Here is a 20,418-nt window from a genome sequence, read left to right as displayed (position 1 = left end):
GGCTTAGGCACTGGTCCATGATCGGGAGGGTCAGAGCAGGCTCAGGAGGCGCCGGCCCAGGCTCTCGGCCGTGCTTCGCGAGTCGATGTTCGTGAAGCTGAGAAGCAGGGCCGCGGGCCCTTCTCCGCTGGCGGTCCAATCCGTCAGCGCTTCACCGTACAGGCCCGCCATGCGCATGCGCTCGACGAGCCGGCGGTCCGACTGCCGTCCGCGCAGCCGCAGGATCAGATGCATTCCGCCCGGCTGTGAATCGATCTGCATGTGCTTGCCCAGCACGCTGCCCAGGCCGGCCGCCGTCGCCTCCCGGCGCTCGGCATAGAGCTTCCGCATCCGCTGGATGTGGCGCGCGAAGTGCCCTTCCTGGATGAAGCCGGTGACGATGGCCTGGGTCAGCTCCGGGCTGCCGCCGGCGAAGGCCTGGGTGATCTGCTCGAACCGCTCGACCTGCGTCTCCGGCACCACCAGATAGGCCAGCCGGATGCTGGGAAGCAGCACCTTGCTGAACGTGCCCGCATAGAGGACGCGCCCGTCGCGATCCAGGCTCTTCAGCGCCGGCAGGGGGCGGCTGACATAGCGGTACTCGCCGTCATAGTCGTCCTCGACGATCCAGGCGTCGTTGCGCGCGGCCCAGTCCAGCAGCGCCAGGCGGCGGGGCAGGGACAGGGATACGCAGAGCGGGCTCTGATGGGCCGGCGTGACCACGGCGGCGCGCGCCCGCGGCGCCAGCCTGGTGCCGTCGGCAACGACCATGCCCTCGCCATCGACCGGCACGGGAGTGGGCTCGATCTGCAGATGTCCCAGCAGCTCGCGCGTCGGCGGGTATCCCGGATCCTCGAGCCAGACGCGATCCCCCGCCCTCAGCAGCGAATGGGCGATCAGCCCGATGGTGTGGCGGTATCCCGATGTCACGAAGACCTGGGATGGCGAGCAGCCGATGCCGCGCGACAGCTGGAGATAGGCGGCGATCTCGGCACGCAGCGACGGCAGGCCGGCGACGGGGGGATGGACCATGTCGGCAGGGTGCATGGCGCGGACACAGCGCGCGCCCAGCCGGGCCCAGATCTTCCGGGGAAACCGATCCAGGGCGGGCAGGCCCATCTGGAACGGCAGGATCGAATCCGGGCGAAAGCTGGGCGCGGCAGGGCCGCTGTCGGGCAGCGGCGCCGGGCTGGCGACGGGCGTTGGCAGATCGAGGTCCGGCGTCACGATCGTCCCGGCCTGGCCGCGGGCCTGGATGTAGCCTTCGGCGGTCAGCAGGGAATACGCGGCCTCGATCGTGCCCCTGGCCAGGCCCAGCTCCTTGGCCAGCGCCCTGGCCGAGGGGATCCGGTCGCCCGGCTTCAGCATCCCGCCGGCCATGGCGCCGCGAAACCGGTCGTAGATCTGCCGGTAGAAGGGAAGGGCCGCCGCCGGGTCCAGCGGCGGGATCTTCCCGGGACGGTGGCTGGTCATGGGCCGGTCCGCTGCGCAGCCTGGACAGGGTCGCTTGCACCATAGCGGCGCGACGGAACATGGACCAGATCCAATGTCCGTTCATGGATCTAGGGTATGGGCCATGAGGCTTGCACGATGCCGGTCCCTCGGGCGCAGGCGACAGCGCGCGGGACAAAACCGGAGTCGGCAATGAAGAGAATCCTGTTCGTCAGTTGCAGTCCTCGCGGCCGGGCCGCCGAGAGCCATCGGCTCGCTCAAAGACTCATCGGCCATCTGCTGGAAACGCAGCCGGATGCGGTCGTGATGGAGCGGATGATCGGCTGGGGCACGATCGATCACGTCGATGAGAATTACGCGATCGCCCAGGCGTCGTCCTCGGACCCGTCCCAAAGCGGCTCCATCGCCGTGTCCGAAGAGCTGATCCAGGAGTTGGAGAGCGCGGATGTCCTGGTCATCGGCACGCCCATGCACAATTTCACCGTGCCGTCGGTGCTGAAGGCCTGGATCGATCACGTCGTCCGGGTCCGCCGCACCTTCGACGTGACCCCGAACGGGAAGGTGGGCCTGCTGCGCGACCGCCCGGTCTTCGTCGCCATATCCTCGGGGGGCAAGTTCTCCGGCGAGCGCGCGCGCCAGCCGGATTTCCTGACGCCGTATCTGAAGGCCGTCCTCGGCATCATCGGGCTGCACGACCTGGCGTTCTTCTCGGTCCAGGGCACCGGCTCCGGCCCGGAGGCCATCGCCGCAGCGAGGGCCAGGGCGGAGCAGGCGCTGCGGGAGCATTTCTCTTCGGTTCGCCCCGCACCTGCGCAGGGTGCTATCGCCTGACCCGCTCCAGCAGGACGACCGGGTGGTCCTTGTAGGTGAGGCGGCCGGTCTCCTGATAGCCGCAGGCACCGGCCAGGCGCAGCGACGGTGCGTTGTCCGGATCGATGATGCAGACGCTGCGGTCCCAGCCGCGGGCATCGCCCCAGGCCAGGGCGGCGCGGACCGCCTCGCCGGCCAGGCCGCGGCCCTGGGCCCAGGGCATCAGGATCCACCCGCCCTCCGGCACACCGTCGAAGCCCAGGCCGCGCCGGAAATCGGCGAAGCCGACCTCGCCGACGAAGCGGCCGGTGGCGCGCTCATGCACCGCCCAGTAACCGAAGCCGAGCAGTCCCCACAGCCCGCCATAGCGCAGCAGCCGGGCCCAGCTCTCCTCGGGCGTGGAGGGACGGCCACCGATGAAGCGGGTCACCTCCGGATCCGCCCACATCGCGGCGAGGTCGGCGAAATCCTCCGCCCGATGGGGGCGGAGGACCAGGCGTTCGGTCTCGATAGTGTCGGTCATGTCGTGGTTCGTCATGCAGTCGATCCTTGGCAGTGACGTCACCTGCCCCTCACCGTCATCGCGAGGACCCCGGCCTTGAGCCGGGGGACGTGGCGATCCAGCGGCTGGATTTCTGGATGGCCACGCCCCTTCGGGGCTCGCCATGACGGTTCTGGGCTTTGTGAACTGCGCTCGACGAAAGAGAGCCTCACTTCTTGGTCACCAGTCGATAATAGATCTGGTCGGTCGTGGCGCCGTTGGCGTAGCCGTGCACGGCGCTGCGCATCGCCACCTGGGCGACCGCCTGGAACATGATCACGATCGGCGACGAAGCCTGCACCTTGCGCTGCAGGTCGACATACATCGCGTCGCGCTTGGCGGCGTCGCGCTCCTTCAGCGCGGCGTCGGTCTCGGCGCTCAGCTCCGGCACCAGCCAGGAATTGCGCCAGGTGGTGGTGCTCTGCGGCGATCCGTCGGAATTGTCGACATTGTAGGCGAAGGCGCCGGCGTTGGAATGCGGGTCCATGAAGTCCGGGCCCCAGTACAGCAGCACCGCCTCGTGGTTGCGGGCGCGGTACTTGGTGATCACCTGGCTGCCGGTGCCGGGCACCAGCTCCAGCGTGATGCCGGCCTGGGCGAAGGTGGCCTGCAACGACTGGGCGATCTCGGTGAAAGGCGGGCTGGAGATCACGTCCATCTTGATCGTCAGCCCGTCCTTGACGCCGGCCTCGGCCAGCAGGGCCTTCGCCTTGTCGACGTCGAGCGTGTACGGCGTGTCGTTCAGCGCGCCGGGGAAACCTTCCGGCCAGAAGGCTTGGTGGATCTTCATCTGGCCGCGCAGGAAGCTCTTGGTCATGCCGTCATAGTCGACCAGATAGCGCACCGCCTCCCAGACTTTCGGGTTCTGCAGCGCCGCCACCTTCTGGTTCAGGCTGAAGAAGTGGACGGCGGCCTGCGGATAGGTGCCGATGGCGATGCCGTCCTCGCCCTCCAGCGCCGCCACCTGGTCCGGGGTCAGGTCGCGCGCCAGGTCGGCGTCGCCGGCCTCCAGCAGCAGGCGCTGAGTCGCCGGCTCGGCGACATGGCGGTAGATCACTGACTTCATCGCCGGGGCGCCGCGGAAATAGGCCGGGTTGGCGCGCAGCGCGATCGACTCGGTCGGCTTGTAGGCGCGCAGCGCGAACGGGCCGGTGCCGGCCGAGTTCTGGCCCAGCCAGGCATTGCCCAGATCGCCGTCCTTGGCGTGCTCCGTCACCGTCTTCTCGTCGACCACCGAGGCGGGGCGCGAGGCCAGGACGTTGAGCACGAAGCTCGGGGCGAAGCCGCCGCTGACGGTGATCGTCACCTCGGCATCGCCGGTCTTGCGCACCATCTGCTCGACATTGTCGGGCGTCCAGCCCAGCTGGGTCAGCAGGAAGGCCGGCGCCTTGTTCAGCTTGACCGTGCGGGCCAGCGAGAACACCACGTCCTCCGGCCGCACGGGATTGCCGCTCTGGAAGGTCACGCCCGGCCGCAGCTTGAAGATCAGGGTGTTGCCGTCGTCGGACACCGCCCAGCTCTCGGCCAGCCCGCCGACCAGCTTCTGCATGTCCTCGGCCTCGTACTGCACCAGCCGGTCATAGGTGTTGGTGACGATTTCGCCGGAGGTGAACTCGTAGGCCTGGGCGGGGTCCAGGCTGACGATGTCGTCGATGTTCTTGGCCACCACCAGCGCATCGGCCGGCGTCGCCGCGACCGCGGGAAGCGGCGCCGCGAGGGCGGCGGCGAGGAGAAAGGCAGGTAGGGTCCGCATGGTTTCTGTCTCCCTGTTTGTTCTGAGAATTGGTTTCGTCGATGGCGGGCCGCCGTCTCTATACAAACCTATTGTCATGCCCGGGCTTGACCCGGGCATCCAGAGTCTGTCGACATTCTCTGGATTGCCGGGTCAAGCCCGGCAATGACAGATTAGAGAGAGGTTCCTGGGGCCGGGCCATCGTCTCACACGGGCGCCAGCAGGGCCGGCACCAGCAGCGGGGTCAGCCAGCGGCCGCGCTCGGCGGCGGCCTCGTCGTAGCGTCCCTCGGCGTCCAGCACGTTGACCGTGCCCAGCACCCGCCCGTCATAGACCACCGGGAAGTTCAGCACCGCACCGCAGCCCAGCGAGCCGATCAGCTCGTGGTCCGGGAACACCTCGGCGATCTCGGCCAAAGTGCGGCCCAGGAACACCTCGCGCCGGCCGATCACCTGGGCCGACCAGCGGTCTTCATGCATCGGCTTGCGGCCGGTGACCGGATAGGACGCGGCGTCGCTGGTATAGACCCGCTCGGCCTCCGCCGTGTCGGCCCGCAGTGCCATGATGGTGAACAGCTTGTGGCCGAGCAGCGCCCCATAGGCGGCGTCGGCGGCGCGGTACAGCGCCTGGGGCTGGCCGGGATCGGCCTGGGCCGCGGCCAGCGTTGCGATGGCCGCAGCCACCTTCGGGTCGGTCAGTGTCGTCATGACTCGTCTCGCAGTCGGTCGAAGATCGGGGCCGTCCCGGTCCACAGAACGCGGGTCCAGCCCTCATGGGCGTTGCTCCAGCGATGCGCTTGGCCCGCCGGATAGTGCAGGCTGTCGCCGGCATCGAGGCGGATGCTCTCGCCGCCGATGCCGACCAGCAGCGATCCCTCCAGCACGAAGGCGATCTCCTCGCCCTCATGCTGCACCGCCTCCGAGGCGTAGCCGGGCGGCACATGCACCAGCACGGCGTTCAGCGCCTGGCCGGGGAAGGCGGCGCTCAGCCGTTCGTAGCGGATCCGGTCGGGCGGCGCGTCGCCGATGGCGAAGACCGGCCGCTCGCCACGGCGGCTCAGGCCGCTGGCCGGGCGCGGCGCGGCCAGGAAGGCGTCAAGCGGCACGCCGAGCGCGCCGGCGATGCCGGACAGGGCGCTCAGCGACGGCGTCGCCAGGTCGCGCTCCAGCTGCGACAGGAAGCCGACCGACAGGCCGCTGCGTTCGCCGAGGTCCTTGAGGGTGAGGTCGAGCGCGCGGCGGCGGGCGCGGATCGCCCGGCCGAGATGCGGCACGGCCGCCCGTGCCTCTGTCTGCGCTGCCGCGTCCCCCGCCATGAGCCCCCGCTGTTGCCGGAGAGCCTAAGTCGGAATTTAGCTGCCATCAAAATTTTTTTGATGGCAGGATGACGATACAGGGAACGTTACCCGGGCGCGCTCCGGGGCTGCGGCTTGACTCCGGTTCGGCGCGGCCCGGAAGATGGTCTGCCCGGTACCGTTCCGTGGTCATGGACATAACAAACAGGGAGGGGAAAACGTGATCAAGCGTTTCACCCGCAACATACTCGCAGCGACGATCCTGGCCTGCGCCAGCCTGCCGGCCCCAGGTCTTTCGGCCCTCGCCGAGACGCCGAAGGACACTCTGGTCGAGGCTTGGCAGATCGACGACATCATCTCGCTCGACCCGGCCGAGATCTTCGAATTCTCGGCGGCCGAGTACCAGGCCCAGGTCTATGAGCGGCTGATCGGCTACGACGTCAAGGACGTCAGCAAGATCCTGCCCGGCGTGGCCGAAAGCTGGACCGTCTCCGATGACGGCCTGACCTACACCTTCAAGATCCGCAGCGGGGTGAAGTTCCACTCCGGCAACGCGCTGACCGCCCAGGATGCGGCCTGGTCGCTGCAGCGCGCGGTCAAGCTGAACCTGTCGCCGGCCTTCATCCTCGGCCAGTTCGGCCTGACCGCGGAGAATGTCGACCAGGTGGTCACGGCGCCGGACGAGCGGACCCTGGTGTTCAAGACCGACAAGGCCTACGCCCCGACCTTCGTGCTGAACTGCCTGACCTCGGGCGTCGCCTCGGTGGTCGACAGCAAGGAGGTGAAGGGGCATGAGGCGAGCGGCGATTTCGGCCATGAATGGCTGAAGACGCATTCCGCCGGCTCCGGCCCGTTCAAGCTGTCGGCCTGGAAGCCGAACGAATCCCTGGTGCTCGACCGCAACGACGACTACTGGCAGGGCAAGGCGGCCTTCCGCCGCGTCTTCATCCGCCATGTGGCGGAGGCGGCGACCCAGATGCTGCTGCTGCAGAAGGGCGATATCGACGTCGCCCGCAACCTCAGCGCCGAGCAGCTCAAGTCGCTCGACGGCAACCCCGACATCAAGCTCGAGAACGCGCCGAAGGGCTCGGTCTGGTATGTCAGCTTCAACACCACGCACCCGCCCTTCGACAAGCCGGAGGTGCGGCAGGCGCTGAAATACCTGATCGACTATGACGGCATGGCCAACAGCTTCATGCGCGGCATCGCCGTCAAGCATCAGGGCTTCATCCCGCAGGGCATGCTGGGCGAGATCGCCGACGAGCCGTTCAAGCTCGACGTCGCCAAGGCCAAGGAGTTGCTGGCCAAGGCCGGGTTGCCGGACGGCTTCAAGACCACCTTCGACGTCTGGAATGCCTCGCCGTCGATGGATATGGCGCAGTCGATCCAGTCGACCTTCGCCCAGGCCGGCGTGCAGATCGAGATCATCCCCGGCGACAACAAGCAGACCCTGACCAAGTACCGGGCCCGCAAGCACGACATGTATATCGGCCGCTGGGGCACAGACTATCAGGACCCGAACTCGAACGCCGAGACCTTCGCCATCAATGTCGACAACGGCGCCGACGCCAAGTCGAAGACCCTGGCCTGGCGCAACGGCTGGCAGGACGCGGACTTGACCAAGGCGGCGCAGGGCGCGGTGACCGAGCGCGACGGCGCCAAGCGGGCGAAGATCTATGAGGACCTGCAGCGCAAGCACATGGAGGTCTCGCCCTTCGCGGTGATGTTCCAGCAGACCGAGGTGCCGGCGATGCGGAAGAATGTCGAGGGCATCACCTGGGGGCCGGCCTTCGACAGCAACTTCTACTATACCGGCAAGAAGTCCTGAGCCGCAGCGAGGATCCGGAACCGTGCTGAAGCTGCTCGCCTGCGGCATCCTCGCGGCGACGATCGCCTGCTCTGGCCTCGCGGCCAGGGCAGGCACGCCGCCCGACACGCTGGTCGAGGCCTGGGTGATCGACGACCTGGTCTCGCTCGACCCGGCCGAGATCTTCGAGGCGTCGTCGACCGAATACTTGGCCCAGGTCTATGACCGGCTGATCGGCTACGACCAGAAGGACGCCAGCAAGCTCGTGCCGCTGCTGGCCGAAAGCTGGACGGTGTCGGACGACGCCCGGACCTACACCTTCAAGATCCGCGACGGGGTGACATTCCACTCCGGCAACCCGCTGACGGCCCGGGACGCGGCCTGGTCGCTGCAGCGCGCGATCAAGCTGAACCTGGCGCCGGCCTATATCGTCAGCCAGTTCGGGCTGACCGCGGACAATGTCGACCGGTTGGTCACGGCGCCGGACGACCGGACGCTGGTGTTCAAGACCGACAAGGCCTACGCGCCGACCTTCGTGCTGAACTGCCTGACCGCCACCGTCACCGCCGTGGTCGACAGCAAGCTGGTGCAGGAGCATGAGGCGAACGGCGATTTCGGCCATGACTGGCTGAAGACGCATTCCGCCGGCTCCGGCCCGTTCAAGCTGGCGTCGTGGAAGCCCAACGAGCTGCTGGCCCTCGACCGCAACGACGGCTACTGGCAGGGCCAGCCGGGATTCCGCCGGGTCTTCATCCGCCATGTGCCGGAGTCCTCGAGCCGGCTGCTGCTGCTGCAGAAGGGCGATGTCGACGTCGCCCGCAACCTGACCCCGGACCAGCTGAAATCGCTGCAGGGCAATGCCGACATCACGCTCGAGCCGGTGCAGAAGATGTCGATCTTCTATGTCAGCTTCAACGTCCTGCATCCGCCCTTCGACAAGCCGGAGGTGCGGCAGGCCCTGAAATACCTGATCGACTATGACGGCATCGTCGRCACCATCATGCATGGCCTCGCCACCGTGCATCAGACCCTGGTTCCGGCCGGCATGCTGGGGGCGATCGACGACGCACCCTTCAAGCTCGACGTCGACAAGGCCAAGGCGCTGCTGGCCCAGGCCGGCCTGCCGGACGGGTTCAAGGCGACGATGGATGTGATCAACCAGTCGCCCTATATCGACATCGCCCAGGCGATCCAGGCCAGCTTCGCCCGCGCCGGGGTGGCGGTGGAACTGATCCCGGGCGACGCTCGGCAGGTCCTGTCCAAGCAGCGCGCCCGCAAGCACGAGATCTATATCGGCCGCTGGGGCCCCGACTATGAGGACCCGGACTCCAATGCCGGGACCTTCGCCGTCAACGCCGACAACAGCGACGCCACCGCTTCGAAGACCCAGGCCTGGGCCAATGGCTGGCAGGATGCGGCCCTGACCGCGGACGCCCAGCAGGCGGTGCTCGAGACCGACGGCGCCAAGCGGGCGCAGATCTATGCCGACATCCAGCGCCGCCACCAGCAGGTGTCGCCCTTCGCCTTCATGTTCCAGCTGTCCGAGGTGATCGCCAGCCGCAAACCAGTTACCGGCCTCACCTGGTCGGCGACCTATGACAGGAACCAGTATTGGACCGGCAGGAAGTCGTGACCTCGTGACCGCCACCAACCTCCAACCGGTGCCGGCCCCCGCCCGGCCCGGCGGCGCCCGCCGCCGGCGCCGGCGCGGGCTCGCCCTCCGCATCGCCGGCGTGGTTGCCTCGCTGGCGACCACCTTCTTCGGCCTGCTCCTCGTCACCTTCTTCATCGGCCGGGTGGTGCCGATCGACCCGGTGCTGGCCGTGGTCGGCGACCGGGCGCCGCGCGACGTCTATGAGAAGGCGCGGCTGGAGCTCGGCCTCGACAAGCCGCTCTGGGACCAGTTCGCCCGCTATGCCGGGGACGTGCTGTCGGGCGACCTCGGCACCTCGGTGCTGACCTCGCGCCCGGTGCTCGAGGACATCGCCCGGGTGTTCCCGGCGACGCTGGAGCTGGCGACGCTGGGCGTGCTGTTCGGCATCGTCTTCGGCATCCCGGCGGGGGTGATGGCGGCGGTGCATCGCGACCGATGGCCCGACCACCTCGTCAGGGTGGTCGGGCTGATCGGCTATTCCGTGCCGATCTTCTGGCTCGGCCTGGTCGGCCTGCTGCTGTTCTACGCCAAGCTCAGCTGGGTGGCCGGGCCTGGGCGGCTCGACGTGTTCTATGACGGTCTGGTCGACCCGGTGACGGGGGTGATCACGCTCGACGCCGCGCTGGCCGGCGAATGGGAGGTGTTCTGGAACGCGATCGACCACCTGCTGCTGCCGGCGGCGCTGCTCGGCTATTACAGTCTCGCCTATATCAGCCGGATGACGCGGTCCTTCATGCTCGACCAGTTGCGCCAGGAATACGTCACCACGGCGCGGGTCAAGGGCGTGTCGGAGAGGGCGGTGATCTGGCGCCACGCCTTCCGCAACATCCGCGTGCCGCTGCTGACCGTGGTGGCGCTGTCCTATGCCGGGCTGCTGGAAGGGGCGGTGCTGACCGAGACGGTGTTCGCCTGGCCGGGCCTCGGCCAGTACATCACCAACTCCCTGCTCAACGCCGACATGAACGCGGTGCTCGGCGGCACCATCGTCGTCGGCGCCGTCTATATCGGGCTGAACATGCTGTCCGACCTTTTGTACCGCGTGCTGGACCCGAGGGCGCGATGAGATCCGCTGAACGAATGTCGCCCGTCCTCCTCTGTCGTCATTCCCGCGAAAGCGGGAATCTCTTTCCGTTCCAAACGCGGCGAGATCCCCGCTTTCGCGGGGATGACGAGGAAAGGGATGTTGCGAAGGCAGTGAGCCTTCCTCTCATGGAACGGATGCCGCCTTCCGTGAAGGAGGCCCGGCGATGACTCACTCCTCCGACACCCTGCCGAAGCCCGAAACCTGGCGCGGCTGGCTGCTGTCCGACACGCCGCAGTCGCGCGGCCAGGCCCGGCTTGGGCGGCTGTACCTGCTGTGGCTCGGCCTGGCCCGAAACCCGCTGGCGATGGTCGGCCTCGTGATCGTGCTGGCGCTGCTGGTCGCCGCCGCGCTCGCGCCGCTGCTGGCCCATCAGTCGCCGATCGAGCAGGACCTGGCGGACCGGCTGCAGCCCTTCAGCGCCGCGCATTGGCTCGGCACCGACGAGCTCGGCCGGGACATCTGGTCCCGCATCATCTACGGCACCCGGCTGACCCTGCTGATCGTCGTGCTGGTGGCGATCACCGCGGCCCCGGTCGGCCTCCTGATCGGCACCGTCTCCGGCTATCTCGGCGGCTGGGTCGATGCCGTGCTGATGCGCATCACCGACATCTTCCTGGCCTTCCCGAAGCTGATCCTGGCGCTGGCCTTCGTCGCGGCGCTCGGGCCGGGCATCGAGAACGCGATCATCGCCATCGCCATCACCTCCTGGCCGCCCTATGCCCGCATCGCCCGGGCCGAGACGCTGACCATCCGCAACGCCGACTTCATCAGCGCGGTGCGGCTGCAGGGCGCCTCCAGCGCCCGCATCGTCGCCCGGCACGTGGTGCCGCTGTGCCTGTCCTCGGTGATCGTCCGGGTCACGCTCGACATGGCCGGCATCATCCTGACCGCGGCGGGCCTCGGCTTCCTCGGCCTCGGCGCCCAGCCGCCGCTGCCGGAATGGGGGGCGATGATCTCCAAGGGCCGCAGCTTCATCCTCGACCAATGGTGGGTCGCGACCATGCCCGGCATCGCCATCTTCGTGGTCAGCCTGGGCTTCAACCTGCTCGGCGACGGGCTGCGCGACATCCTCGACCCGAAGCAGGGAGGCCAGTCTTGAACCGGCCGCTGCTGGAGGTCGAGAACCTCTCGGTCACCTTCGACACCGCCAAGGGCCAGGTCAGGGCCGTGCGCGGCATGGGCTTCACCCTGGGGCGCGAGAAGCTGGGCATCGTCGGCGAAAGCGGCTCGGGCAAGTCGATGACCGGCCGGGCGATCCTGCGGCTGGTCGGTTCGCCCGGCCGGGCCCAGGCCGACCGGCTGGTGTTCGACGGCATCGACCTGCAGCGCCAGAGCGAGCGGCAGATGCGCGCCATCCGCGGCCGCCGCATCTCGATGGTGATGCAGGACCCGAAATTCTCGCTCAACCCCGTGGTCACGGTGGGCGAGCAGGTGGCCGAGGCCTACCGCATCCACAAACGCGCCTCCGGCCGCGAGGCCAAGAGGCGGGTGCTGGAGATGTTCGAGGCGGTGCGCATCCGCGACCCGGAGCGGGTGTGGGGCCTGTACCCGCACGAGGTCTCGGGCGGCATGGGCCAGCGCATCATGATCGCGATGATGCTGATCCCCGACCCCGACCTGCTGATCGCCGACGAGCCGACCTCGGCGCTGGACGTCACCGTGCAGATGCAGGTGCTGGCGATCATCGACGACCTGGTGACCCAGCGCGGCATGGGGCTGATCTTCATCAGCCACGACCTGAACCTGGTGGCCAGCTTCTGCGACCGGATCCTGATCATGTATGCGGGGCGGGTGGTCGAGAGCTGCCGGGCGGCCGAGTTGCACCAGGCGAAGCATCCCTACACCCGCGGCCTGCTCGAATCGCTGCCGCAGATCGGCGACACCCGGCCGTTCCTGCCGGTGCTGCAGCGCGACCCGGCATGGCTGGAGGGGTGACGATGGCGGATTCGATGATCACGATCACCGGGCTGGACGTCATGTTCGGCGACACCCATGCGGTGCGCGACGCCTCGCTGTCGGTGCAGCGGGGCGAGAGCTACGGCCTGGTCGGCGAAAGCGGCTCCGGCAAGTCGACCATCCTGCGCGCCTTGTCCGGCCTGAACTGGGACTGGACCGGCCGGATCGCGGTCGACGGGCGGGAGCAGGGGCGGCGCCGCGACAAGGGCTTCTTCAAGCTGTGCCAGATGGTGTTCCAGGACCCCTATGGCTCGCTGCATCCACGCCAGACCGTGGATGCGACACTGATGGAGCCGCTGGCGATCCACGGCTTCGACAACCGCGACGCCCGGGTCGACCGGGTGCTGCAGGAGGTCGGGCTCGGCCCCAGCTTCCGCTTCCGCTATCCGCACCAGCTGTCGGGCGGGCAGCGCCAGCGCGTCGCCATCGCCCGGGCGCTGGTGCTGGAGCCGCGGGTGCTGCTGCTGGACGAGCCGACCTCGGCGCTCGACGTCTCGGTGCAGGCGGAGATCCTGAACCTGCTGAAGCGCCTGCGGACCGAGCGCGGGCTGACCTATCTGCTGGTCACCCACAACCTCGCCGTGGTGTCGGTGATGTGCGAGCGGCTGGCGGTGATGAATCGCGGCCGCATCGTCGAGACGCTGACCGCCGCGCAGCTGCATGACGGCAGCGTGACCCAGCCCTATACCCGTCAGCTGCTCGAGGCCAGCCGCGGCTACGACCGCGCCGCCGCCGACCGGATCGAGGATTTCGCTGCCTGACGGCGGCCGGAGCCCGAAGTGTCATCCGACTGTCATCGGACGGGTCTAGGGTCCGCCGCATTCATTCCAGCGGAGCACACCCATGCGGCGATCCATCCTGGCCTTCGGCCTTCTGGTGCTGGCGGCGATCGGCCCCCTCCCGTCCCAGGCGGAGGAGGCGAAGCCCTTCGTCACCGACAAGGAGGTCAATCTCCTGCAGCTTCTGCCGCCGCCCCCGGCGAATGATTCGGCGCAGACCAAGGCCGAGCTGGGCGAGGTGCTGACCCTGCAGGTGACCCGGACGCCGGAGATGGAGCAGGCGGCGATCGCCGATGTCACCGAAGATGTCTGGCGCTTCGGCAATGTGATGGGACCGAAATTTATCCCGGCCGGCCTGCCGGTGTTCAGCGCCTTCTTCGACCGCGTCGTCGCGACCGAGGGCGCGGTGGTCGACCCGGCCAAGGACGTCTGGAAGCGGCCGCGGCCGCATCTGCTCAGCGACCTGGTCAAGCCCGCCGTCAAGCTGTCGAATTCAGGCTCCTACCCGTCCGGCCACGCGACGGTCGGAACGCTGATGGGCATCATCCTGTCCGACATGGTGCCGGAAAAGCGGGCCGAGATCATGGGCCGGGCCTGGCAGTTCGCGAACAACCGGCTGATCGGCGGCATCCATTACCGCTCGGACATCGAGATGGGCCGGATCGTCGGCACGGTGATCGCCTTCGAGCTGTTGCAGCGTCCGGACTTCCTGGCCGAATACGAGCCGGCCAAGGCCGAGCTGCGCCACGCTTTGGGCTATAGCGGGTCCTGACGGAATCGGACCGGAGGCGCGGACCCCGCGCCTCCGGTCCGACGTTCAGTGGCCCAGCTTGGCCACCTGCGCATCCGACAGCTGCACCATCTTGCCGTCCTGCCAGCTGTAGAGGACGTAGTTGCTGCCGGCGGGATCGCCCTTGGCGTCGAAGGTGAGGGGGCCGATCACCGTGTCGTAGGCGCTGCCGTCATGCAGCGCCGCGGCGACCTTGGCGCCGTCGGCCGACCCCGCCTTCTGCGCCGCCGCGGCCCAGGCCTGGACGGCGGCGTAGGTGTACAGGGTATAGCCCTCGGGTTCGTAGCCCGCGGCGCGGAACCGGGCGACGGCGTCCTTGGCCTGCGGCTGGTCGCGTGGCTCCGGCCCGAAGGTGACCAGCGCGCCCTCGCCGGCCGGGCCGGTGATGCCCCAGAACTCCTGCGACACGGTGCCGTCGTCGGACAGGAACTGCGCCTTCAGCCCCTGGTCGCGCATCTGGCGCAGGATCAGCCCGGCCTCGTTGTGCAGCCCGCCGAAGAACACGGCGTCGACATTGGCCGCCTTCATCTTCGACACCACCGCCGAGAAGTCGCGCTCGCCGACGGTGATGCCTTCATACAGCACCTCGGTCAGACCGAGGCCGTTCATCCGCGCCTTGGTGGCATCCGCCAGGCCTTTGCCGTAGGTGGTCTGGTCGTGCAGGATCGCAACCTTGCGGCCCTTGTAGGCGGTGGCCAGGAACGTGCCGGCGACGTCACCCTGCTGGTCGTCGCGGCCGCAGGTGCGGAACACGGTCTTGATGCCCTGCTCGGTCAGCTGCGGGTTGGTCGACCCCGGGGTGATCTGCAGCACCCCCTCCTCGGCATAGACGGTCGAGGCTGGGATCGAGACCGAGGAGTTGTAGTGGCCGATCACCGCGGCCACGCCTTCGCCCACCAGCTCATTCGCCGCCGCGACGCCCTGGCGGGGGTCGGAGGCGTCGTCGCCATAGACCAGCGCGACCTGCTCGCCATTGACGCCGCCGGCGGCGTTCAGGGCCTTGACCGCGGCCTCGGCGCCGCGGCGGTATTGCTCGCCCACCGCCGCGTTCGGGCCGGTCAGCGGTCCGGCGACGCCGAGCTTGACCTCGGCCATCGCCGGAGCGTGGACGGCGAGCGAGCCGAGGGCCACGGCCGCCAGCAGGGTGATCGCAAAACGTGCTTTCAAAGCGTCTCTCCTTGGGTCGGCAGAGGCCGACAGTTCTATCGGGACTGACGGGTGTTCGAACTTGGATTGCGGTTACAGCCGTAAGCCGGCGACCGGCTCAGAGCACGAAGTCGGCGGCGGCGAGGGCCAAGGCGCCGGTGAGCTGGATGTGGAAGTCGGAGGTGCCGTCGCCGTTGACGTCGCCGGCGATGGTGGTGACACCGCCGGCGACGGCAGTGCGCAGCTCCCCGGCGTGATGGGAGTAGGCTCCGGTGCCGATGAAGCGGAACGCCTGGTCGCCGGGGGCGCCGGTGTCGGCGTCGATCGCCGTCAGGTCGATATGGTCGCCCTGGACGTGGCTGAAATCGGTGATCCGGTCGGCGCCGGCCCCGACCGGGCTCTGGGTGATGCCGCCATAGACGAAACGGTCGGCTCCGGCACCGCCGGTGAGCGTGTCCTTGCCGCCCGCCCCGGTCAGCACGTCGTTGCCGTTCCAACCCTGAAGGACATTGGCGTCGTTGTTGCCGACGAGGCTGTCATTGCCCTGGCTGCCCGAGAGGTTATCGATGCCGGTCAGAATGTCGCCCTGGGCCTCGCCACCGCTGCCGGTGCCCGAGGTCAGGTTGACCGCGACTCCGGCGGTGCCGGTGTAGTAGCTGGCGGTATCGGTGCCGGCCTCGCCGTCGAGCTGGTCGGCCCCGGCGCCACCGCGCAGTATGTCGTTGCCGTCATCGCCGCCCAGGGTGTCGGCCCCGGCGGCGCCCTCCAGGATGTCGGAGCCGCCGAGGCCCCGAAGCACGTTGTCCCCGGCGGACCCGATCAGGGCATCATCGCCGTTGAGGCTGCCCTCGACATTCTCGAAGCCGGAAATCGTGTCTTGCGACGCGTCGCCGCCGGAGGTCTGGTTGGTGCCGAGATTGACCGAAACCCCGAGACCGCTGGGGAGGTAGCTGAGCGTGTCGGCGCCGTCGCCGCCCATCAGGGTGTCCGCGCCAAGTCCGCTTCTGACGTAGTCGTCACCCGTGCCGCCATCGATAAGGTCGCCGACATCGCCTCCGCCCCCCTCGATCCAGTCGTTCCCGGCATGGCCGAGAATGGTGTCGCCGTCGTCGAAAGTGCCGAAAAGAGTGTCGTCGCCGTCAGTGCCTTCAATGAGAGCCATCGCAGTATCCTCGTGATTGGGTGGGAACCAGACGGTCGATCCCGCGGCCGCGACCGGGTGGTGCGGCACTCGGACGATGCGGATTCATCCGGCCGACCGCCTCCGCGGCCGGCTCGTCGCGGGACCAGACATCGGATGTCAGCACCAGGCAAAGCCAGTCGACCGTCCCGATCGGCCGGTTGTCGTTGGCGGCATTGCCGCCGGAAAGGACAGGCATCGAGTGCTCCTGACTCGCGGCCGGGCMCGGCCGCTCCGCCGGTTGCCGCATGCGGCCGGCGCGATATCGGATGGAAGATCCCCGTTCGGATCCGCGCCGCGGCGCGGCCCTGGCCACGCATCGCCGTTGCCGGCTTGCCGCCGGGGCACGGGATCGACTGCGGACATTGTTCCGGGATGGGAAAAATCTCTCAACCCCCAAGGATTGGGGGATTGCCCGGGGCCGAGGCTACGGGTCGAGCAGGCCGAGGTTGAGGGCGCTGGCCACCGCTTCGCTGCGGCTGGTCGCCCGCAGCTTGCGCATCGCCGAGGCGACGTATTCGTTGACGGTATAGACCGACAGCGCCAGGCGCTGGGCCGCCTGCTTGCTGGAGGCGCCGCGGGCGACCCAGGCCAGGCAATCTCGTTCGCGCGGCGCCAGCAGCGGCGGCGCGTCGCCGCCACGCGTGCCGGTCGCGACGAGCCGGCCCTGGATCTTCAGCGCCCGGCCGATATGCGGGCCGATATGCTGCAGCAGCCGGACCTCCTCATCGTTCCAGTCGGGGCGGCGCGGCGACCGCCAGAGCGACAGATGCGCCCCCAGGCCCAGCCGGTCGAAATCGACCCAGTACAGGCCGCTATGGCCATCCTGCGGCCGGACATAGTCGTTGTAGAACTCGGTCCGGAGGAAATCGTCCTGCGGCACCAGCATGCGGTCGACGAAGACCGGCTGGGCCTGCAGCTGCTGCATCATCGGCAGAATCGGCCAAGTCTGGTGGTAATGGGCATTGTAGAGCGGGATATAGGCCGGGTCGCAGCCGACGCGGATGGCGACGTCGGTCGGCATCGGGGCGCCGGTCGGGTGCAGCGCCACCGCCTCGCCGCCGAGCAGCACCAGCATCCGGCGCAGCACGGCTGCCCAGTCCTCGTCGCCAAGCGCGGCGTCGTAGGTCTGGCCGACCAGCTGGGCGATAGCGCGGTCATCCGGCATGGCGAAGCAGGGCAAGGGCACAGCAAACCGCCGGCGTGGCACCGGCGGTCGACCGAGACTATACCAGATTTGTGATTCTTTAACGGCTCTTGCCGAAGCCGCTCGCTGCGCCTTCAGTGCAGCGTCAGAAGAAGCGCCGCCGCCGACAGGGCCGCGCCGCCCGTCACCGCCGCGAAGCCCGGCCCGGCGCGCCATAGCAGCACCGCGATCAGACCGAAGGCCGCCATCAGAATCGGATTCATCTGCACCTCCCCACCCAATGGCGATCCCGCATCGCGCCCGGCGGCCGCACCACAATCAGAACAGAATTTACGTCGAATTGTTTCCATCTCGGCGCAAAAAAACCGGAAACACGGCGGGCGCACCGCGCGACATTTCACCGCCAGGGTCGCGGATTATGGCGTTTGCCTCAATCCCCGAGGATTAGGGGATCACCCGCCGAGCAGGTCGAGCACCATCGCCTTGGCCACGGCCTCGCTCCGGCTGGTTGCCGCCAGCTTGCGCATCGCGGCGTCGATGGTGTCGTTGACCATGGGGATCGACAGCTCGAGCTGGCGCGCGATCTCCTGGCTGGAGGCGCCACGGGCGATCCCGGCCAGGCAGTCGCGCTCGTGCCAGGTCAGCTCCGCGGCGCCCTGCACCAGGTCCGTTGCCACCCGATGGGCCGCGCTGGCGCCGAGGCGGCGCTCGATTTCCAGCGCCTGTTCGAGATGCGGGGCGATCTGGTGCAGCAGGCGCAACTGCGCCTGCTCCCACTCCGGCTGCCGGCGCGAGCGCCAGATCGAGATCAGGGCCGGGGTGGCCCCGCCACCCTGCCGGTTGCGGGCCAGCCAGGACAGGCTGGCATGCTGGTCCTGCGGCGTCAGGAAATCGGTATAGAACTCGGTCCGGACATAGTCTCGGTCGGCCAGCAGCATGCGGTCGACGAAGACCGACCCGCCGGGCAGCCGCGGCAGCCAGGACCGGATCGGCAGCAGCCCATGGTAATGGGCGCCGTACAGCCCGACATAGGCAAGATCGATGCCGCTGACCAGCGTCCGCACCGCCTGTCCCGGGGCATGCGGCCGCTGCAGCACGGCCGCATGGGCGCCGAGCATCCGCGTCAGGCGGTCCAGCACCCGGGTCCAGTCCTCGTCGCCGGCCGCGGCGTCGTAGATCTGGCCAATCAGGTCGAGGAACTGGTGCTCGTCCGGCATGGCAGGCATCGCGATGGGCGGCCGGAGGCCGGGCGGCGTGTTATAGCACGGCCTCCGGTCCCCGGCTCAAGCCGTCCCGGTGCCGCCGCTATTCTCCGGCGGCGGGGCTGGCGGCGAGCTCGGATCTGAGCCGCGCCGCGCCGAAAGCGACGCCGCGCTTCTCCGGCCCGAAGGCGATCAGAAGGGCGATCACCACCGCCACCACCCCGGTCACCCAGGCCATGGCCAGGGCGTAGTCGTTGCCGTTGGTGACGGCGATGTGGGTCTGCAGGGTCAGGTTGATCGCCGCCAGCAGGTTGCCGGTCTGGTAGACGAAGCCGGGGAAGGTGCCGCGCGCCTCCTCCGGCGACAGCTCGTTGAGATGGGCCGGGACCACGCCCCAGGCGCCCTGCACCGCGACCTGCATCAGGAAGGCGCCGGCGGCCAGCAGCACCGGGCCGGAGGAGAAGGCCCACAGCGGCAGCGCCGGCAGGGCCAGCAGCGCCGCGACCACGATAACCCGGCGCCGGCCGAAGCGCTCCGACAGCACGCCGCAGCCGATGCCGCCGAGGATGGCGCCGATGTTGTAGACGATGGCGATCAGGCTGACCTCGTGCGGGCCCATGCCGTGCTGGACCTTGAGGAAGGTCGGGTAGATGTCCTGGGTGCCGTGGCTGAAGAAGTTGAAGGCCGTCATCAGCAGGATGGCGTAGATCCCGAGCCGCCAGTGCCGCCGCACCGTGTCCAGCAGCGAGATGCCGACGCTCGCCGTCCGCGTCTCGGTCCAGGACGGCGATTCCGGCACGCTGCGGCGGATGTACAGCACCAGAAGCGCCGGCAGCACGCCGATCATGAACATGCCGCGCCAGCCGATCGAATCGTAGAACAGGCCGTAGACGACCGAGGCCAGCAGGTAGCCGGTCGGATAACCGGCCTGCAGCAGGCCGGAGACGAAGCCGCGCGAGCGGACCGGCACCGTCTCCATGGTCAGCGAGGCGCCGACGCCCCATTCGCCGCCCATGGCGATGCCATACAGCATGCGCAGAATCAGCAGCACGGTGAAGGTCGGGGCGAAGCCCGAGGCGAACTCCAGCAGCGAATAGGCCAGCACGTCGACCATCAGCGTGGGCCGGCGGCCGGCGCGGTCGGCGGCGCGGCCGAACAGGAAGGCGCCGAGCGGCCGCATCGCCAGGGTCAGCGTCACCAGCCACGAGGTGGTCTCGGCGCCGGTGCCGAAGTCCTTGGCGATGTCGGTCAGGATGAAGACGAGGAGGAAGAAGTCGAAGGCGTCGAGAGTCCAGCCGAGGAAGCTGGCGACGACGACGCTCCGCTGCTGGGCGGTCCATCCCTGCATGTCGGGCCTCTGAGCCGTGGCTGCGGCGGGCAGCGCCCCTTCCATCCGCCCCGTCGCCTGGCGTCAGCTTCACCCGGCCGCAGCGGCGCCGTCTCGCGCCGATCGGGCATGGCTCATGTGTTGGAACGGGGATTCCGTTGGCCGCAGCCACCCCTCCTCGGGGTTACCGAATTCACACATCTTTGAAGTGAGCTTTTTAAGTCCCCCCTCCCCTTGCGGGAGCTACAGCATTCACACATCGATCAGTGAAACCGACCGCAGATATGCGAACAGATTACCTCTCCCGCTTGCGGGAGAGGTCGGACATCCTGTCCAACCCGGATAGAGAGGTAACAGAATAGACCGGATGGATAGGTGACAGCTCTGATGTCGGCAGGGAGGGCCTGCCGATGCCTTGGGAAGAGAGCTGCGCGATGGATCAGAGAGCGTCGTTGATCGGAGACTGGCTGGGCGGGGAGTGGACGGTGCTGGAGCTGTCGGAGCGCTACGGGATCAGTCGGAAGACGGCGTACAAATG

General features: G+C 68.5%; 20 protein-coding genes. 8 read left to right on the top strand and 12 right to left on the bottom strand.

The window, feature by feature from the left end; genetic code table 11:
* Nucleotides 1–30: 30 nt before the first annotated feature.
* On the bottom strand, nucleotides 31–1,452 hold the full coding sequence (pdxR, locus tag AB4Z01_RS19895) for a MocR-like pyridoxine biosynthesis transcription factor PdxR (RefSeq protein ID WP_441696503.1): 1,422 nt from the start codon (nucleotides 1,450–1,452) through the stop codon (nucleotides 31–33).
* Nucleotides 1,453–1,623: 171 nt separating this feature from the next.
* Here pdxR and AB4Z01_RS19890 point away from each other — a divergent pair, with 171 nt between their 5' ends.
* Nucleotides 1,624–2,262, top strand: a complete 639-nt coding sequence (locus tag AB4Z01_RS19890) for an FMN-dependent NADH-azoreductase (RefSeq protein WP_441696500.1) — start codon at nucleotides 1,624–1,626, stop codon at nucleotides 2,260–2,262.
* Here AB4Z01_RS19890 and AB4Z01_RS19885 read toward each other — a convergent pair.
* From AB4Z01_RS19885 to AB4Z01_RS19870, 4 genes are all read right to left on the bottom strand, one after another.
* Nucleotides 2,252–2,779, bottom strand: a complete 528-nt coding sequence (locus AB4Z01_RS19885; RefSeq protein ID WP_441696497.1) for a GNAT family N-acetyltransferase — start codon at nucleotides 2,777–2,779, stop codon at nucleotides 2,252–2,254. The genes AB4Z01_RS19890 and AB4Z01_RS19885 overlap by 11 nt on opposite strands.
* 172 nt (nucleotides 2,780–2,951) lie before the next feature.
* Nucleotides 2,952–4,535: an ABC transporter substrate-binding protein gene (locus AB4Z01_RS19880; protein WP_441696494.1), complete on the bottom strand. Its 1,584-nt coding sequence runs from the start codon at nucleotides 4,533–4,535 to the stop codon at nucleotides 2,952–2,954.
* Nucleotides 4,536–4,720: 185 nt separating this feature from the next.
* Entirely contained in the window at nucleotides 4,721–5,221 is a 501-nt protein-coding gene (locus tag AB4Z01_RS19875; RefSeq protein ID WP_441696491.1) for a hypothetical protein, read from the bottom strand.
* Complete coding sequence (locus AB4Z01_RS19870) at nucleotides 5,218–5,829, bottom strand: helix-turn-helix domain-containing protein (RefSeq protein ID WP_441696488.1); 612 nt, start codon at nucleotides 5,827–5,829, stop codon at nucleotides 5,218–5,220. Before AB4Z01_RS19870 ends, AB4Z01_RS19875 begins: the two co-directional genes overlap by 4 nt.
* Nucleotides 5,830–6,028: 199 nt before the next feature.
* On the opposite strand from AB4Z01_RS19870, the gene AB4Z01_RS19865 reads away from it, so the two are divergent.
* The 7 genes from AB4Z01_RS19865 (at nucleotide 6,029) to AB4Z01_RS19835 (ending at nucleotide 13,860) form a co-directional block, all read left to right on the top strand.
* Entirely contained in the window at nucleotides 6,029–7,636 is a 1,608-nt protein-coding gene (locus AB4Z01_RS19865; protein WP_441696485.1) for an ABC transporter substrate-binding protein, read from the top strand.
* A gap of 22 nt (nucleotides 7,637–7,658) precedes the next feature.
* Nucleotides 7,659–9,248 carry an ABC transporter substrate-binding protein gene (locus tag AB4Z01_RS19860; protein WP_441696482.1) on the top strand — a complete coding sequence of 530 codons (1,590 nt, stop codon included), beginning with the start codon at nucleotides 7,659–7,661 and terminating at the stop codon, nucleotides 9,246–9,248.
* Between the two features lie 28 nt (nucleotides 9,249–9,276).
* A complete protein-coding gene (locus AB4Z01_RS19855) occupies nucleotides 9,277–10,332 on the top strand; it encodes an ABC transporter permease (protein WP_441696599.1) in 1,056 nt (351 codons plus the stop codon).
* 184 nt (nucleotides 10,333–10,516) lie between these two features.
* A complete protein-coding gene (nikC, locus tag AB4Z01_RS19850) occupies nucleotides 10,517–11,452 on the top strand; it encodes a nickel transporter permease (RefSeq protein WP_441696480.1) in 936 nt (311 codons plus the stop codon).
* Nucleotides 11,449–12,288, top strand: a complete 840-nt coding sequence (locus tag AB4Z01_RS19845) for an ABC transporter ATP-binding protein (protein ID WP_441696477.1) — start codon at nucleotides 11,449–11,451, stop codon at nucleotides 12,286–12,288. The genes nikC and AB4Z01_RS19845 overlap by 4 nt, the downstream gene beginning before the upstream one ends.
* A gap of 2 nt (nucleotides 12,289–12,290) precedes the next feature.
* The gene (locus AB4Z01_RS19840; RefSeq protein WP_441696475.1) at nucleotides 12,291–13,070 is read left to right on the top strand and encodes an ABC transporter ATP-binding protein; all 780 of its coding nucleotides are present in this window, start codon (nucleotides 12,291–12,293) and stop codon (nucleotides 13,068–13,070) included.
* Between the two features lie 82 nt (nucleotides 13,071–13,152).
* Nucleotides 13,153–13,860 carry an acid phosphatase gene (locus AB4Z01_RS19835; protein ID WP_441696472.1) on the top strand — a complete coding sequence of 236 codons (708 nt, stop codon included), beginning with the start codon at nucleotides 13,153–13,155 and terminating at the stop codon, nucleotides 13,858–13,860.
* A 45-nt stretch (nucleotides 13,861–13,905) separates the two neighbouring features.
* Here AB4Z01_RS19835 and AB4Z01_RS19830 read toward each other — a convergent pair whose 3' ends face one another.
* The 7 genes from AB4Z01_RS19830 to AB4Z01_RS19800 all read right to left on the bottom strand — a co-directional run bounded on the left by AB4Z01_RS19830 (nucleotide 13,906) and on the right by AB4Z01_RS19800 (nucleotide 19,901).
* Nucleotides 13,906–15,045 (bottom strand): branched-chain amino acid ABC transporter substrate-binding protein, encoded by a 1,140-nt coding sequence (locus AB4Z01_RS19830; RefSeq protein ID WP_441696470.1) that lies wholly within the window; start codon nucleotides 15,043–15,045, stop codon nucleotides 13,906–13,908.
* Between the two features lie 97 nt (nucleotides 15,046–15,142).
* Nucleotides 15,143–16,186, bottom strand: coding sequence for a calcium-binding protein (locus AB4Z01_RS19825; RefSeq protein ID WP_441696468.1), 1,044 nt, complete (start codon nucleotides 16,184–16,186; stop codon nucleotides 15,143–15,145).
* Nucleotides 16,173–16,403, bottom strand: coding sequence for a hypothetical protein (locus AB4Z01_RS19820; protein ID WP_441696465.1), 231 nt, complete (start codon nucleotides 16,401–16,403; stop codon nucleotides 16,173–16,175). Before AB4Z01_RS19820 ends, AB4Z01_RS19825 begins: the two co-directional genes overlap by 14 nt.
* 228 nt (nucleotides 16,404–16,631) lie before the next feature.
* Nucleotides 16,632–17,393: a LuxR C-terminal-related transcriptional regulator gene (locus AB4Z01_RS19815; protein WP_441696462.1), complete on the bottom strand. Its 762-nt coding sequence runs from the start codon at nucleotides 17,391–17,393 to the stop codon at nucleotides 16,632–16,634.
* A gap of 92 nt (nucleotides 17,394–17,485) precedes the next feature.
* Entirely contained in the window at nucleotides 17,486–17,614 is a 129-nt protein-coding gene (locus tag AB4Z01_RS19810) for a hypothetical protein (protein WP_441696459.1), read from the bottom strand.
* 189 nt (nucleotides 17,615–17,803) lie between these two features.
* Entirely contained in the window at nucleotides 17,804–18,568 is a 765-nt protein-coding gene (locus AB4Z01_RS19805; RefSeq protein ID WP_441696456.1) for a LuxR C-terminal-related transcriptional regulator, read from the bottom strand.
* 88 nt (nucleotides 18,569–18,656) lie between these two features.
* Nucleotides 18,657–19,901: an MFS transporter gene (locus AB4Z01_RS19800; RefSeq protein WP_441696453.1), complete on the bottom strand. Its 1,245-nt coding sequence runs from the start codon at nucleotides 19,899–19,901 to the stop codon at nucleotides 18,657–18,659.
* Nucleotides 19,902–20,418: the final 517 nt, after the last annotated feature.

It is taken from the genome of Inquilinus sp. YAF38, from assembly GCF_052113205.1.
Taxonomy (GTDB): domain Bacteria; phylum Pseudomonadota; class Alphaproteobacteria; order DSM-16000; family Inquilinaceae; genus Inquilinus.
Note: the sequence above shows the minus strand (reverse complement) of the source record. Positions and strands in the feature narration are given on the sequence as shown.

Excerpts from the sequence above, each read along its gene's own strand:
- pdxR (WP_441696503.1), bottom strand. The coding sequence starts at position 1,452 with ATGACCAGCCACCGTCCCGGGAAGATCCCGCCGCTGGACCCGGCGGCG.
- AB4Z01_RS19890 (WP_441696500.1), top strand. The coding sequence starts at position 1,624 with ATGAAGAGAATCCTGTTCGTCAGTTGCAGTCCTCGCGGCCGGGCCGCC.
- AB4Z01_RS19885 (WP_441696497.1), bottom strand. The coding sequence starts at position 2,779 with ATGACGAACCACGACATGACCGACACTATCGAGACCGAACGCCTGGTC.
- AB4Z01_RS19880 (WP_441696494.1), bottom strand. The coding sequence starts at position 4,535 with ATGCGGACCCTACCTGCCTTTCTCCTCGCCGCCGCCCTCGCGGCGCCG.
- AB4Z01_RS19875 (WP_441696491.1), bottom strand. The coding sequence starts at position 5,221 with ATGACGACACTGACCGACCCGAAGGTGGCTGCGGCCATCGCAACGCTG.
- AB4Z01_RS19870 (WP_441696488.1), bottom strand. The coding sequence starts at position 5,829 with ATGGCGGGGGACGCGGCAGCGCAGACAGAGGCACGGGCGGCCGTGCCG.
- nikC (WP_441696480.1), top strand. The coding sequence starts at position 10,517 with ATGACTCACTCCTCCGACACCCTGCCGAAGCCCGAAACCTGGCGCGGC.
- AB4Z01_RS19840 (WP_441696475.1), top strand. The coding sequence starts at position 12,291 with ATGGCGGATTCGATGATCACGATCACCGGGCTGGACGTCATGTTCGGC.
- AB4Z01_RS19835 (WP_441696472.1), top strand. The coding sequence starts at position 13,153 with ATGCGGCGATCCATCCTGGCCTTCGGCCTTCTGGTGCTGGCGGCGATC.
- AB4Z01_RS19825 (WP_441696468.1), bottom strand. The coding sequence starts at position 16,186 with ATGGCTCTCATTGAAGGCACTGACGGCGACGACACTCTTTTCGGCACT.
- AB4Z01_RS19820 (WP_441696465.1), bottom strand. The coding sequence starts at position 16,403 with ATGCCTGTCCTTTCCGGCGGCAATGCCGCCAACGACAACCGGCCGATC.
- AB4Z01_RS19810 (WP_441696459.1), bottom strand. The coding sequence starts at position 17,614 with ATGAATCCGATTCTGATGGCGGCCTTCGGTCTGATCGCGGTGCTGCTA.
- AB4Z01_RS19805 (WP_441696456.1), bottom strand. The coding sequence starts at position 18,568 with ATGCCGGACGAGCACCAGTTCCTCGACCTGATTGGCCAGATCTACGAC.
- AB4Z01_RS19800 (WP_441696453.1), bottom strand. The coding sequence starts at position 19,901 with ATGCAGGGATGGACCGCCCAGCAGCGGAGCGTCGTCGTCGCCAGCTTC.